This window comes from Belnapia sp. F-4-1, from assembly GCF_000802185.1.
GTDB lineage: Bacteria > Pseudomonadota > Alphaproteobacteria > Acetobacterales > Acetobacteraceae > Belnapia.
Map to the genome: position 1 here is coordinate 5,286,384 of NZ_KN676113.1, position 13,240 is coordinate 5,299,623.

Below are 13,240 nucleotides of genomic sequence, written 5' to 3' on the forward strand. Positions count from 1 at the left end.
TGTCCCGCACAAGCGCTACAATGGCTTCGGAGGTTCCTCATGGGCGTGGTTCAGCTACCCAATGAGTTGCAGCGCGTAATCGAGCAACAAGTCGCCGAGGGCAGGGCCGCCAGCCCGTCCGCCTTCCTGGAAGAGGCCGTGATGCGCCTTGCGGACGAACCCACGGCGGAGGACGAGGCGCTCCGGTAGACCGTCGAGTCCGGTTCGACGGATATCGAGGCCGGTCACTATCGAACGGTAGCGACGCCGGATGACGAGCGGCGGCTGCGAGAGGAGATGATGGCACGCCTCCGGTCCCGCCTGCCTGCCAGCGAGTAGTGGCCTATCGTCTCACCAGGACGGCGGAACAGCAGATCGACGCCCTTCTTCCCGACAGCGCGCGCTACCATGGCCTGGAGGCCGCGGACCGGTATGGCTATCTGATCCTGACGGTCATGGCGGCCCTCGGCGAGGAGCCGCTCATGACAGGCTCGGTCGAAGTGGCCCGCCTCCCGGGCATCCGTGCCTCTCCGACCCGCCTCGGCCGGCGGCGCGCCGATCCCGCACGGCGTGTCGCCAATCCCCGGCACCTCGTCATCTACCGTCTGGCAGCAGACGGCATGGTCGAGATCCTGGGTCTGGTTCACGATCGCATGGTGCTCTCCCGTGCTGCTCGTAGGAACGTCCGGGAAGCCGACCAAGGCTGAGAGGTGCAGGAGGCTGCTGAGGCGGCTAACGACCTTGCCCTCTCTCAACCTTCGCCGCGCAAGATAGCCGCCAAGCCCTTGCGGTAGGTCGGGTAGCGCCAAGTGATGCCGAGCGCGGCCTTGGTCGCGGCATTCGCCACGCGTCGGTTCTCGGCCCAGAAGCTGCGGCCCATGGGGGACATGGTGCGGGCGGCTTCCTCGTAGGGCACGGCGGGCGGCGGGGAGAGGCCGAGGAGGCGGGCGGCTTCCTCCGTCACCAGGGCGCTTTCGGCGGGTTCGTCATCGACCAGATGAAGGATGCGCACGCCGGGCGGCGGGGATTGCCGGAGGGCGGCGGCGACGGCCTGTGCGATGTCGTCGCGGTGGATGCGGCTGAAGGCGTGGCCGGGCTTCAGCGTGCGGCGGGCGGTGCCGGCCCGCATCTCCTCGATGGCACTGCGGCCGGGGCCGTAGATGCCGCCCACCCGGAAGATGTCGAGGGCGCGGCCGGTGCTGGCCGCGCGCCAGGCGTCTTCCGCGTCGAGGCGACGGCGGCTGCGGTCCTGGCCGGGGGCCGGGGGCGTCGCCTCGTCCACCCAGGCGCCGGCTCGGTCGCCATAGATGCCGGTGGTGGAAAGGTAGCCGATCCAGCGGAGGGCGGGGGCGGCGGCTAGGGCATCGGTGTGGGTGGCGAGGACGGGGTCGCCCCCCTCCCCCGGCGCGGCGGTGACGAGGAGGTGGGTGGCCTGCGCCAGGGCCTCGCCGGCCGTGGCGAAGGAGATCACGCCGGGGCCTGAAGCGGTGCGGCTGGTGCCGGTGACGCGGAAGCCGAGCCGCGACGCCTCGCGCGCGACAGCCTTGCCGGTGTAGCCGAGGCCGGCGATCAGGAGATGGGGCGGGGTCGGTTCGGTCATGTGGCTTATCTGGCGTGGCTGGGGGCGGGCGGCTAGACTACGCAATGTGAAGCCTGCCTCTCCCGTTCTCCTGGCCCTGACGGCCGCCGCCCTGGTGGCGGGTGCGGGCGGCGTCGGCTGGGTCGCCCTGCGGGCGCCGGCCGAGGCGGAGGCGGCGAGCGATCCCCTCCCCCTGCCGCCGGATGTGCCGCGCCTCGCCGAGGGGCCGGATTACGAACGGTGCCTCGGTCTGGTGCGGACCGACCCGGACGCGGCGCGGAATTTCGCCGAGAGCTGGGAGATCGGCGGCGGTGGCGAGGGGGCGCGGCACTGCGGCGCCCTCGCCCTGCTGGCTGCGGACGAGCCGGAGCGAGCGGCGGAGCGGCTGGAGGGGCTCGCCCGGGCGAGCCGGGCGAGTGCGGCGACGCGGGCCTCGGTCTTCGCCCAGGCGGGGCAGGCCTGGATGATGGCGGGCGAGACCGGGCGGGCCTATGGAGCCGCCACCATGGGGCTGACGCTGGCGCCGGACGATGCGGACCTGATGCTCGACAGGGCCGTCGCGCTCGGGACGCTCAGGCGCTACGCGGATGCGATGGACGACCTGAACCGGATCGTCGTGCTCGATCCGCAGCGGGCAGAGGCCTGGGTGTTCCGGGCGGCGGCGAACCGGCATCTCGACCGGGTGGACCAGGCGGCGGAGGATATCGGGCGGGCGATCGCCCTCACGCCCGATAGTGCGGAGGCGCTGCTGGAACGGGGGATCATCCGCCAGCTCAAGGGCGACACCGCCGGAGCGAAGGCGGACTGGCAGCGGGCGGTTTCGCTCGCACCTGACAGCCCCACCGCCGACCTGGCGCAGCAGAATCTGGCGCTTAACGAGGCGGGGCCGCAGCGGCGCTGAGGGCCGTTCGGCCTGTTCGTTCACAGGGGTTGGAGCGGCATCGCCAGCGGGACCGCGGCGCATTCCAATTATTCCGATTTGTGTCAGAAGGGCTTCGACAGTCGCGGCCAAGCATTCCTGTCACTATTTCACCCGCCGCGCGAACAGGACAGGGTAATGTTCGACTTCCCGGCGACGACGGCACGCTCACGCTATTTGGATGGTTTCCTGGTTTTTGTTGTCCTGTTCGGGGCGGCATTGCGGGTGCTTCCCTTTGCAGAGGGGCGTCCTCTTTGGCACGACGAAGCGATGATTGCGCTGAACCTGTTCCGGCGCTCCTATCAGGACCTGCTGCTGCCGCTCGACTACGACCAGTCGGCGCCGCTGCTGTGGCTGTTCGGCACCAAATTCGTCATCGGCTTGTTCGGGCCAGGAGAGATGGCGCTGCGGCTGATCCCGTTGCTGGCCGGGATCGGCTCGCTCGTGCTGTTCGCGCTGACGGTGCGGCGGAGCCTCGACGGCGTCGGGGCGGCGCTGGCGGTGACGCTGTTCGCCATCGCCATGCCGTTGGTCTACTACGCGGCGGAGGCGAAGCAGTATGCGACCGACGTACTGGTCGTCAGCCTGTTCCTCTGGCTGCTGGCGGGGCGCGGGCAGGGCCTCCTGCGGAGCTGGGGTGGGGTGGCGCTGCTGGCGGGGGCGGGGGCGGTCTCGGTGCTGCTGAGCCTCTCGGCCGTCTTCGTGCTGTTCGGCGCGGGACTTGCCCTGGCGGTGCGGCCGCTGCAGGAGCGGGATGGCCGGGCGGTGCTGCGCCTGGCCTGCATCGGCGCCGTCTGGCTGCTCTGCTTCGGCGCCGTCTCCTACCTGGCGACAAGCGATTCCGGAACCTTGGTCGCGGCGATGCGACGGTATTGGAGCGAATGGTTCATCCCGCCGGCGCTGTTCATCCCCTCGCGTTTCATTGCCGCGGTGCGGATCATGCTGCAGGTGCCCGAGGGGATGGGCTTCCCTGCCTCGAGCGTGATGCTGCTGCTGCTCTTCGCCGCGCTCGGCCTCTACGATATCTGGCAGCGCTCGCGGGTGCTGGTGCTGTTCCTCGCGCTGACCCTGCTCGGGACGGTGGCGGCCTCGATGGCGCAGTTCTACCCGATGACGGCGCGGTTCGTGCTGTTCCTGGCGCCGGGGCTGATCTACGTGCTCGCGGCCGGGGTGTCATTCACCCTGCGCATGGTGCCGCGGCTGCGCTGGCCGGTGGCGGGCGTCGTCGCGCTGCTGCTCGGGCTCATGGGGTTTGAGACGGCGGCGCATTTGCGGATCACGCCGGCCTTCGCGCGGGAGGAAATCGACCGGAGCATCGCCGACGTGGTGCGGAGAAAGCAGCCGGACGACCTCGTCTATGTCTATTACGCGGCGGTGCCGGCGTTCCAGATCTACGGCAAGGCGCTGGCAGCAGCGCCCGGCGGCGTGGTTTATGGCCGGGACATGCGGTCAGACTGGAGCTACATGCTGGCCGACATGCTCCGTATCTGCGGCCGGCGGGTCTGGTTCCTCTGGTCGCACCCGATCGACCGCAACGGGGTGGATGACGTCCGGTTCTTCGAATTCGTCGCCGGCAAGCTGGGGCAGGTGGTGGAGCGGAACATTTCCCGCGAGGCAGGCGCCGTCCTCATCGACCTCACGGAGGCGGGGCGCTGCGATGCGATGCGCATCGAGGAGCCCCAACGGCCCTGGGTGCCGGGCCATCCGGGGTTCCGGCCCCTGCCGCCGCTTCCGGGCGAATCATGATCCGCGATCCCGTGATCGTGGATCATGATTCGCGCCTCCGGCCGTTCCGGCCATTGGCGATCGTGCTCTAGCCGAAGGCTATGAGTTGGCGGACCGCCTCGCCGGATTTGAGGCGGGCGAAGCCAGTGTTGATTTCGTCCAGCTTGAGCGTGCCGCTGATCAGGTGGTCAAGATGCAGCCGGCCCTGCTGCCAGAGCTTCAGCAGGCGCGGCATGTCGACGCGGAAGTGGTTGGAGCCCATGGAGGAGCCCTGGATCTTCCGCTCACGCAGGAAGTCGAAGCCGTGCAGCTCGATCTTCACGCCGAAGGGCACCATGCCGATGATGGTCGCGGTGCCGCCGGGGCGTAGCATGCTGAAGCTCTGCTCGGCGGTCGCCTTCATGCCGAGCGCCTCGAAGCTGTAGTGGACGCCGCCGCCGGTGAGGTCCCTCACCTGCTGCACCGGGTCGTCGTTCCCGACGAGGATGGTGTCGGTGGCACCCATGATGCGGGCGAGGTCGAGCTTCGACTGCAGCCGGTCGATGGCGACGATGCGCGAGGCGCCGGCGAGCGCCGCGCCGTTCACCGCCGAGAGGCCGACGCCGCCGCAGCCGATGACGGCGACGGTGGAGCCGGCCTCGATCCGCGCGGTGTTGAAGACGGCGCCGACGCCGGTGATGACGCCGCAGCCAACGAGCGTCGCGCGGTCGAGCGGGATGTCTGGGTCGATCTTCACCAAGGCGTTCTCGTGGACGACCATCTGCTCGGCGAAGGCGCTGAGGTTGAGGAACTGGTTCATCACCTCGCCGCCCTTCCAGGACAGGCGGCGGGACTGGCCGGGGACCATCTTCACCTCGGTGTTCTCGCAGAGCACCGTATGGCCGGTGGTGCATTGCGAGCAGGCGCCGCAGAAGACCGAGAGGCAGCCGATGACGTGGTCGCCGGGCTTCAGGTAGGTGACGTCGGAGCCGACGGCCTCGACGACGCCGGCGACCTCGTGGCCGGGGACGGTCGGCAGGGGGTGGGGGTAGAGGCCTTCGATGAAATGCAGGTCGGAGTGGCAGAGCCCGGCATAGGCGGTGCGGACCAGCACCTCGCGCGCCTTGGGCTTCTGCAGCGTGACCTCCTCGATGGTGAGCGGCTGGTTCACCTCGTGCAGGACGGCGGCCTTCATGGCGGGTTCCTCCCCTCTTGGACCCCTGGACGATACCACTTAGGCTTCATCATACCAGAGCGGGAGGAACGCCGGATGGAGCTGTTGCAGGAGCGCGCCGAGGGCGTGCTGTGGCTCACCATGAACCGGCCGGAGGTGCTGAACGCCCTCGGCGGCAACATGATGTGGGATCTGCTCACCGCGCTGACCGAGGCGGCGACGGACCCGGAGATCGGCTGCGTGGTGCTGACCGGGGCGGGGCGCGGCTTCTCCGCGGGCGGCGACATGAAGGCAAGGGCGACGGGGGCGAAGCCGCCGCCTGCCACCCCGGAGGCGGGTGCTGACGAGCTACGGAGCCGGATGGAGTGCTCGCGGCTGCTGCATGAGATGCCCAAACCCACCATCGCCATGGTGAACGGCGTCGCGGCGGGCGCGGGGATGTCCCTCGCCCTGGCCTGCGACATGCGCATCGCGGGGACGAGTGCGCGGATGACGACGGCCTTCGCCAATATGGGCTTCTCGGGGGATTTCGGCGGGCACTACTTCCTGGCGAAGCTGGTGGGGCCGGCCAAGGCGCGGGAGCTGTACTTCACCGGCGCCAAGCTCGATTCCGCGCAGATGGAGAAGCTTGGGCTGGTCAACCGGCTGGTGCCGGACGAGCAGTTGCGGGCGGAGACGGAGAAGCTGGCGCGGCAGCTCGGCCAGGGGCCGCGCGTCGCCTGGCGCTACATGAAGCGCAACATGAAGGTGGCCGAGGAAGGCACGCTCGCCGAGGCGCTGGATGCCGAGGCGATCGGCATGATGCGGACGCGGGAGACGGAGGACCATCAGGAGGCGCTGCGGGCCTTCATGGAGAAGCGGCCGCCGCGGTTCCAGGGGAAGTAGGTGGAGAGGGGGCCGGAGCCCCCTCCCCTGTTCAGAAGCGGAGCGGGACGGCCTGCACGACCAGCGGCAGGCCGCGGACTTCTGCCAGCACCGGCTCCGGGATCGGCCCGTCGAGCGAGACGAGGCAGATGGCATCGCCCCCCTGGGCCGCGCGGCCCAGGTGGAAGGTGGCGATGTTGATGCCGGCATTGGCCAGCGTCATGCCGAAGCGGCCGATGAAGCCGGGCTTGTCCTGGTTGGTGACGTAGAGCATGTCCGGCGCGAAATCGGCCTCGACGGCAATGCCCTTGATCTCGACCAGGCGGGGCTTGGCATCGCCGACCAGCGTGCCGGCGACGCTGCGGGTGCGGCCCTCCGTCACCACCGTGACGCGGAGCAGCGTGGCGTAGTCGCCACGGCGCTCGTGCACGGTCTCGGCGACCTCCATGCCGCGCTCCTTCGCCACCACCGGCGCGTTCACCATGTTGACCGCGCCCATTAGCGGGGTCAGCACGCCGGCCAGCGCCGCCGCCGTCAGCGGGCGGCGGTTGAGCTCGGCGACGTGGCCCTCGTATTCGACGCGGATGGAGTGGATGGCGTCGTCCTGCGCCGCCGTGAGCTGCCCGGCCATGGCGCCGAGCAGGCGGGCGAGCTCCATGTAGGGCTTGAGGCGGGGGGCCTCCTCCGCCGTCACGCTCGGCATGTTGATGGCGTTGGAGACGGCGCCGGTCAGCAGGTAGTCGGCCATCTGGTCGGCGACCTGCAGGGCGACGTTCTCCTGCGCCTCGGCGGTGGCGGCGCCGAGATGCGGGGTGCAGACGACGTTTTCCAGGGCGAAGAGCGGGCTCTCCGTCGCGGGCTCGGTCTCGAAGACGTCGAGGGCGGCGCCGGCGACATGGCCGGTTTGCAGCGCCTCGGCGAGGGCCTGCTCATCGACCAGGCCGCCGCGGGCGCAGTTGACGATGCGGACGCCTTTCTTGAGCTTGGCGATGTTCTGGCGGCTGAGGATGTTGCGCGTCTGCTCGGTCAGCGGCGTGTGCAGCGTGACGATGTCGGCGCGTTCCAGCAGCTCGTTCAGCTCGACCTTCTCGACGCCCAATTCGACGGCGCGCTTCTCAGAGAGGAAGGGGTCGAAGGCGACGACCTTCATCTTCAGCCCGACGGCGCGGTCGGCGACGATGGAGCCGATATTGCCGCAGCCGACGAGGCCGAGCGTCTTGCCGAAGAGCTCGACGCCCATGAAGCGGTTCTTCTCCCACTTGCCCGATTTGGTGGAGGCCGAAGCCTCCGGAATCTGGCGGGCAAGGGCGAACATCATCGCAATCGCATGTTCGGCGGTGGTGATGGCGTTGCCGTAGGGCGTGTTCATCACCACGACGCCGCGGGCCGTCGCGCTCGTCACATCGACATTGTCGACGCCGATGCCGGCGCGGCCGACGACCTTGAGGTTGGGCGCGGCGTCGAGCAGCTCGCGCGTCACCTTGGTCGCGCTGCGGACGGCGAGGCCGTCATAGGGCGCGATGATGGCGCGCAGCTCGGCGGGGGAAAGGCCGGGCCTGAAATCGACCTCGATGCCGCGGCGGCGGAAGATCTCGACCGAGGCGGGCGAGAGCTTGTCGGAGATGAGAACCTTGGGCATCAGGCGGCGGCCTTCTGCTGCTCGGCCTCGACCTGCGCGAAGGCCCAGTCGAGCCAGGGGAGCAGGGCCTCGATATCCGAGGTCTCGACGGTGGCGCCGCCCCAGATGCGGAGGCCGGGCGGGGCGTCGCGGTAGGCGGCGGCGTCGAGGGCGACGCCCTCCTTGTCGAGCAGGGTGGCGAGGGACTTCGCCGCCTTGGCCTGGGCCTCCGCATCGAGGGCGGTGAACCAGGGGGCCACGATCTTCAGGCAGATGGAGGTGCAGGAGCGCGTCGCCACGTCTTCCGCCAGGAAGTCCACCCAGGGGGTGCGGGCGACCCAGGCGGCGATGGCGGCGAGGTTGGCCTCGGAGCGGGCGATCAGCGCGGGCAGGCCGCCGATCCCCTCGGCCCAGCGCAGGCCGTCCAGCGCGTCCTCGACGGCGAGCATAGAGGGGGTGTTGATGGTCTCGCCCTTGAAGATGCCCTCGTTCAGCTTGCCGTCCTTGGTCATGCGGAAGATCTTCGGCATGGGCCAGGCGGGCTTGTGGGACTCAAGCCGCTCGACGGCGCGGGGGCTGAGCGCCAGCATGCCGTGGGCGGCCTCGCCGCCGAGGACCTTCTGCCAGGACCAGGTGACGACATCGAGCTTCGACCAGGGGAGGTCCATGGCGAAGGCGGCGCTGGTCGCATCGCAGATGGCGAGGCCGTGGCGGTCGGGCGCGATCCAGTCGGCGTTGGGGAGGCGGACGCCGCTGGTGGTGCCGTTCCAGACGAAGACGAGGTCGCGCGTCGCATCCACCGAGGCGAGGTCGGGAAGCTGGCCGTAGGGGGCAGAGATCACGCGGGCATCGGGCAGCTTGAGCTGCTTGATGACATCCGTGCCCCAGTCCTTGGAGAAGCTCTCCCAGGCCAGGACATCGACGCCGCGAGTGCCGAGCAGGGACCAGAGGGCCATCTCCACCGCGCCGGTGTCGGAGGCGGGGACGATGCCGAGGCGCCAGCCCTCCGGCATGCCGAGGATCGCTTTGCTGCGGGTGATGACCTCGGCGAGGCGGGCCTTGGGGCCGGCGGCGCGGTGGCTGCGGCCGAGATAGGCGCCGGCGAGAGCTTCGAGCGACCAGCCGGGGCGCTTGGCGCAGGGGCCGGAGGAGAATTGAGGATTCTGCGGACGGAGTCCGGGCTTGGTGGCGCTTGCCATGATGCAGCTCCCTTCCAGAAGCGGATGCGCCCCGGTGGGGGGGCGTGGCCCACTGCAAGGGGTAGATCAGGCCAGCAGCGAGAGCAAGGGGCTCGACGTGCCGCCGGAGGCGCTGCCGGCGGCGCTGATGACATAGCGCTCGGCGAGCTTCTGCAGCGCCTTCGGGTCGTTGAGGTCGGCGAGCTTCAGGCGGGAGGTGATGGCGGTCGCCTGGGTCTCGATCGGCTGCACGACGATGGAGCTGGGCAGGCCGAGCGCGCCGGTGACGACGCGGCGCAGCACCGTGTTGCCGAGGATGTTGTAGACGTTGGTCTGGCCCTTGGCGTTCTGCAGGAAGTAGAGCGCGTCGGAGATGCCGGCATTCCGGTCGTCGAGGCCGGTGCGGTACTGGTACTCGACGAAGCCGTCCATCATCTGCTGCTGGACCTTGGGGTCCTTCAGCCCGGCAAGACCCTTGGCCTTGAGGTCGAGCGTCTTGGCCGCCGTGGTGAAGCGCTTGTCGAGGCTGGCGAGCAGGCCCTTGGGGTCCTTCGGGTCGGCGGTAAGCGCCTTCTGGACGAGGCCTGGATAGGCCGCCTGGTCGGCGAGGCCGAGGGCGGGGAGCAGGACGTTCAGCACGCGCGGATCCTGCAGGGCGGTCTTTACGTCGCGGGCCTTGCTGATGGCAGCCTGGAACTGCTTCAGCGCGGTGATGGTGACCGGGTCCTTCTTCTCCCGGGCGACGCCCTTGGCGGTGGCGCCGGCGGCCTGGGCGGCCTTCAGCGCGGCGAGGCTCGAAGCCGCGTCGCCGGTATTGGCGGAGCCGGTGTCGGCGCTGCCGAGCAGCGTCGACACCAGGGAAGCAGTGACCTGCATGGCGGCAGCAGTCTGGCAGGCGCGGGTTAAGATGCGGTTGCGGTCAGGCGTAGCGGCGAAGGCGCCGGCCCGGCAGCAGGTCGTAGGGCGGCTGCCAGCCCGGCAGGGCGGCGATGCGCTGCAGCCAGGCCTGCACCGCGGGGTGGTCCTTGGCGAGGTCGTAGCCGGCCTCCTCCTTCGGGAAGAGCAGGTAGCCGCAGAGCGACAGGTCGGCGACGGTCGCCGCGTCGCCGGCGATGAACGGGCGGCCCGCGACCTCGCCGCCGAGGATGCCGAGGAAGTCGTCCACCCGGCCGCGCAGATAGGCCTGGACCTGCGGGTCGGGGTCGGGGGTGAAGGCGCGGCGGTAGCGATAGGCGGCCATGAAGCCGCTGAGCTTCTGGTTGTCCCAGAACAGCCAGCGCAGCACCTCGAAGCGCTCGCGTTCGTCGCGGCCGCCGAAGCGGCCGTAGCGCTCGGCGAGGCGGAGCAGGATCGGCCCGGTCTGCGTCAGGCGGGCGCCGTCTTCCTCCAGCACGGGGATCTCGCCCATCGGGTTGACGCTCGCCCGCCAGGCGGGGCTGCGGGTCACGCCGCCGCCGAAGTCGGTCCAGACCGGGTCGAAGGTCTGGCCGCACAGGGCGAGCATCAGCGCGAGCTTGTAGCTGTTGCCGGACTCCGGGAAGTAGTGCAGCCGGTAGCGGGTCATCGGCGATCCTTCCTGTGCGACGCGCAGATTGCGAGGCTAGGCGGGCGCCGGGGACGGGACCATTCAGTTCTCGGCGCCAAGGCTTGCGCCGCGTGCAAGGCCGGCGCTGGCGGCGAAGGCGCCGGCTTCCTCCCTCAGCCATTCCCGGAACGCGGCGAGGCCGCGGTCCCGCGGGCCGCGCCCCGGGCGGCTGACCAGGTGGAACTGCCGGGACAGACGCAGCGGGGCGGGCAGCAGCGGGCGGAGGCGTCCGCCGGCGAGATAGGGTTGCACCACGCTGTCCAGCCCGAGGGCCACGCCCATGCCGGCGGCCGCGGCCTCGTAGACGAGCTGCAGATTGTCGAAGCGGCGGCCCCCCGCGGGCGCCGGCGCGACCCCGGCGGCGGCGAACCAGTCCTGCCAAAACTCGGCCTGATGGTGGGTGCCGATGAGCGGGTGGCGGAGCAGGTCCTGCGGCCGGCGCATGTCGGGGAAGCCGGGGCCGGCGACCGGGACGGCGTGCACGGGGAGGAAGGGCTCGCTCGCCAGCCCAGGCCAGGGGCCGTGGCCGAGCCGGATGGCGCAGTCGAGCTCGGGCCGTGCCCGCAGCTCGACCAGCGCGGCGGAAGTCTCGATCTCGACCTCGATGTCGCCATGCCGAGTCTGGAAACCGGCGAGCCGCGGCATCAGCCAGTTGGCGGCGAAGCTCGGCATAACGCTGAGCCGGATCGCCTGGCGCTGCGCCCGGTGGCGGGCCGCCTCGGTAGCCTGCTGCAACGCCTCCCAGGCCGGGGCAAGGGCGGCGTGATAGGCGGCGCCGGCCTCGGTCAGGGCGAGGCCGCGCGGCAGGCGGCGGAACAGCGGCGTGCCGAGATGGGCCTCGATCTGCCCGATGCGGCGGCTGAGGGCGGGGACCGTCAGGCCGATCCCGGGTGCGGCCTCGGCCAGGCTGCCGCAGCGCGCGACCGCGACGAAGGCCTCCATCGCGCCGAGGGGCAGGCGTCGCATGACCTGCTCAGGTGATGACGGAGGGCGCGTCGCGGCCGGTGTGGCGGGCGATGCCGGCGATCTCCTGCGCAGCGGCGATCACCGGGGCGAGCACCTCCTGCACCGGCAGGGCGTGGCGCGCGGCGTCCGGCTCGAAGCGTTCGAGATAGACGCGGAGCGTGGCGCCGACCGTGCCGGTGCCGGAGAGGCGGAAGACGGCGCGGGCATCCTCGGCGAAGAGGATGCGGACGCCCTGCTTCGCCGTGACGGAGCCATCGACCGGGTCGGTATAGGCGAAGTCGTCGGCGGCCGAGACGGTGAGACCGGCGAAGCGCTGGCCGGGGAGCGTGGCGAGGCGCGAGCGGAGCGAGGCCATCAGCGCGTTCGCCGCCGTGGCGTCGACCTCCTCGTAGTCGTGGCGTGTGTAGTAGTCGCGGCCGTACTCGGCCCAGTGCTCAAGCAGGATGGCATCGGCCCGCTTGCCGGTGGCCGCGAGGATGTCGAGCCAGAGCAGCACGGCCCAGAGCCCGTCCTTCTCGCGCACATGGTCGGAGCCGGTGCCGGCGCTCTCCTCGCCGCAGAGGGTGATGCGGCCGGAATCGAGCAGATTGCCGAAGAACTTCCAGCCCGTCGGCGTCTCGAAGCAGGGGATGTTCAGGCGCTTCGCCACGCGGTCGACGGCGCGGCTGGTCGGCATGGAGCGGGCGACTCCGGCCAAGCCGCGGGCATAGCCGGGGGCGTGGTGCGCCTGCGCGGCGAGGATGGCGAGGCTGTCGCTCGGGGTGACGAAATGGCCGGGGGCGACGATCATGTTGCGGTCGCCGTCGCCGTCGGAGGCGGCGCCGAAATCGGGCGCGTCGGCGCCCATCATCTCGGCCATCAGCACCTCGGCATGGACCGGGTTGGGGTCCGGGTGGTGGCCGCCGAAATCGGGCAGCGGCACCGCGTTGATCACCGTGCCGGCAGGCGCACCGAGGCGGCGCTCCAGGATCTCCTGCGCGTAGGGACCGGTCACTGCGGAGAGCGCGTCGAAGCGCATGCGGAAGCCGCGGCGGAACAGGTTCGCAATGCGGTCGAAATCGACCAGCGTCTCCATCAGCGCGGCGTAGTTGGCGACGGGGTCGACGACCATCGCCACCATGCCCTCGATGCGCGTCTCGCCGATGCGGTCGAGGTCGAGCTCGGGCGTGTCGGTGGTGCGGTACTCGGCGAGCGTCGAGGCGCGGCGGTGGATGGCGCTCGTCACCTCCTCGGGCGCCGGGCCGCCATTCGCCATGTTGTACTTGATGCCGAAATCGCCCTCCGGCCCGCCCGGGTTATGGCTCGCCGAGAGGATGATGCCGCCGATGGCGCCGCTTGAGCGGATGAGCGCCGAGGCGGCGGGCGTCGAGAGCAGCCCGCCCTGACCGATCAGCAGGCGGCCGACGCCGTTGGCCGCAGCGAGGCGGATGACGGACTGGATGGCCTCGCGGTTCAGGTAGCGGCCGTCGCCGCCGAGCACGAGCGTCGCGCCGCGGAGGCCCTCCCCTGCCGTCTCCAGGATCGCCTGGATGAAATTCTCGATGTAGTGCGGCTGGCGGAAGACCGTGACCTTCTTGCGCAGCCCCGAGGTGCCGGGCTTCTGGTCGGCGAAGGGGCTGGTGGCGACGGTACGGACGGGCATCGGTGGTCTCCAGCTGGCGGCGCATCATAGCG

The 13,240-nt window shown here is 70.6% G+C and carries 13 protein-coding genes; 5 read left to right on the top strand and 8 right to left on the bottom strand.

Annotated elements, in window-relative coordinates:
- Window positions 1-39 precede the first annotated feature (39 nt).
- On the top strand, window positions 40-189 hold the full coding sequence (locus LH62_RS31290) for a hypothetical protein (protein ID WP_160299887.1): 150 nt from the start codon (window positions 40-42) through the stop codon (window positions 187-189).
- Window positions 190-317: 128 nt separating this feature from the next.
- On the top strand, window positions 318-686 hold the full coding sequence (locus LH62_RS24945; RefSeq protein WP_043364778.1) for a type II toxin-antitoxin system RelE/ParE family toxin: 369 nt from the start codon (window positions 318-320) through the stop codon (window positions 684-686).
- A 44-nt stretch (window positions 687-730) separates the two neighbouring features.
- Here the strand turns inward: LH62_RS24945 and LH62_RS24950 are convergent, their stop codons facing one another.
- On the bottom strand, window positions 731-1,579 hold the full coding sequence (locus LH62_RS24950; RefSeq protein WP_043364779.1) for an SDR family oxidoreductase: 849 nt from the start codon (window positions 1,577-1,579) through the stop codon (window positions 731-733).
- A gap of 46 nt (window positions 1,580-1,625) precedes the next feature.
- On the opposite strand from LH62_RS24950, the gene LH62_RS24955 reads away from it, so the two are divergent.
- Together LH62_RS24955 and LH62_RS24960 are read left to right on the top strand one after the other, a co-directional pair.
- Window positions 1,626-2,459, top strand: coding sequence for a tetratricopeptide repeat protein (locus tag LH62_RS24955; protein ID WP_043364780.1), 834 nt, complete (start codon window positions 1,626-1,628; stop codon window positions 2,457-2,459).
- Between the two features lie 156 nt (window positions 2,460-2,615).
- Window positions 2,616-4,223: a glycosyltransferase family 39 protein gene (locus tag LH62_RS24960; RefSeq protein ID WP_043364781.1), complete on the top strand. Its 1,608-nt coding sequence runs from the start codon at window positions 2,616-2,618 to the stop codon at window positions 4,221-4,223.
- 67 nt (window positions 4,224-4,290) lie between these two features.
- Here LH62_RS24960 and LH62_RS24965 read toward each other — a convergent pair whose 3' ends face one another.
- The gene (locus LH62_RS24965; protein ID WP_043364782.1) at window positions 4,291-5,376 is read right to left on the bottom strand and encodes a Zn-dependent alcohol dehydrogenase; all 1,086 of its coding nucleotides are present in this window, start codon (window positions 5,374-5,376) and stop codon (window positions 4,291-4,293) included.
- A gap of 75 nt (window positions 5,377-5,451) precedes the next feature.
- Between LH62_RS24965 and LH62_RS24970 the strand changes: the two genes are divergently transcribed.
- Entirely contained in the window at window positions 5,452-6,240 is a 789-nt protein-coding gene (locus LH62_RS24970; RefSeq protein ID WP_043364783.1) for an enoyl-CoA hydratase, read from the top strand.
- Window positions 6,241-6,271: 31 nt separating this feature from the next.
- On the opposite strand, the gene serA is transcribed toward LH62_RS24970, so the two are convergent.
- From serA to LH62_RS25000, 6 genes are all read right to left on the bottom strand, one after another.
- A complete protein-coding gene (gene serA / locus LH62_RS24975) occupies window positions 6,272-7,858 on the bottom strand; it encodes a phosphoglycerate dehydrogenase (protein WP_043364784.1) in 1,587 nt (528 codons plus the stop codon).
- A complete protein-coding gene (locus tag LH62_RS24980) occupies window positions 7,858-9,036 on the bottom strand; it encodes a phosphoserine transaminase (RefSeq protein WP_043364785.1) in 1,179 nt (392 codons plus the stop codon). The genes serA and LH62_RS24980 overlap by 1 nt, the downstream gene beginning before the upstream one ends.
- 66 nt (window positions 9,037-9,102) lie before the next feature.
- Window positions 9,103-9,891, bottom strand: coding sequence for a DUF1217 domain-containing protein (locus LH62_RS24985; RefSeq protein ID WP_043364786.1), 789 nt, complete (start codon window positions 9,889-9,891; stop codon window positions 9,103-9,105).
- A gap of 43 nt (window positions 9,892-9,934) precedes the next feature.
- Window positions 9,935-10,579: a glutathione S-transferase family protein gene (locus LH62_RS24990; RefSeq protein ID WP_043364787.1), complete on the bottom strand. Its 645-nt coding sequence runs from the start codon at window positions 10,577-10,579 to the stop codon at window positions 9,935-9,937.
- Window positions 10,580-10,642: 63 nt separating this feature from the next.
- A complete protein-coding gene (locus LH62_RS24995; RefSeq protein ID WP_052214895.1) occupies window positions 10,643-11,566 on the bottom strand; it encodes a LysR substrate-binding domain-containing protein in 924 nt (307 codons plus the stop codon).
- 7 nt (window positions 11,567-11,573) lie between these two features.
- Window positions 11,574-13,208: an alpha-D-glucose phosphate-specific phosphoglucomutase gene (locus LH62_RS25000; RefSeq protein WP_043364788.1), complete on the bottom strand. Its 1,635-nt coding sequence runs from the start codon at window positions 13,206-13,208 to the stop codon at window positions 11,574-11,576.
- Between the last annotated feature and the right edge of the window lie 32 nt (window positions 13,209-13,240).

Excerpts from the sequence above, each read along its gene's own strand:
- LH62_RS31290 (WP_160299887.1), top strand. The coding sequence starts at position 40 with ATGGGCGTGGTTCAGCTACCCAATGAGTTGCAGCGCGTAATCGAGCAA.
- LH62_RS24950 (WP_043364779.1), bottom strand. The coding sequence starts at position 1,579 with ATGACCGAACCGACCCCGCCCCATCTCCTGATCGCCGGCCTCGGCTAC.
- LH62_RS24960 (WP_043364781.1), top strand. The coding sequence starts at position 2,616 with ATGTTCGACTTCCCGGCGACGACGGCACGCTCACGCTATTTGGATGGT.
- LH62_RS24965 (WP_043364782.1), bottom strand. The coding sequence starts at position 5,376 with ATGAAGGCCGCCGTCCTGCACGAGGTGAACCAGCCGCTCACCATCGAG.
- LH62_RS24970 (WP_043364783.1), top strand. The coding sequence starts at position 5,452 with ATGGAGCTGTTGCAGGAGCGCGCCGAGGGCGTGCTGTGGCTCACCATG.
- serA (WP_043364784.1), bottom strand. The coding sequence starts at position 7,858 with ATGCCCAAGGTTCTCATCTCCGACAAGCTCTCGCCCGCCTCGGTCGAG.
- LH62_RS24980 (WP_043364785.1), bottom strand. The coding sequence starts at position 9,036 with ATGGCAAGCGCCACCAAGCCCGGACTCCGTCCGCAGAATCCTCAATTC.
- LH62_RS24985 (WP_043364786.1), bottom strand. The coding sequence starts at position 9,891 with ATGCAGGTCACTGCTTCCCTGGTGTCGACGCTGCTCGGCAGCGCCGAC.
- LH62_RS24990 (WP_043364787.1), bottom strand. The coding sequence starts at position 10,579 with ATGACCCGCTACCGGCTGCACTACTTCCCGGAGTCCGGCAACAGCTAC.
- LH62_RS24995 (WP_052214895.1), bottom strand. The coding sequence starts at position 11,566 with ATGCGACGCCTGCCCCTCGGCGCGATGGAGGCCTTCGTCGCGGTCGCG.
- LH62_RS25000 (WP_043364788.1), bottom strand. The coding sequence starts at position 13,208 with ATGCCCGTCCGTACCGTCGCCACCAGCCCCTTCGCCGACCAGAAGCCC.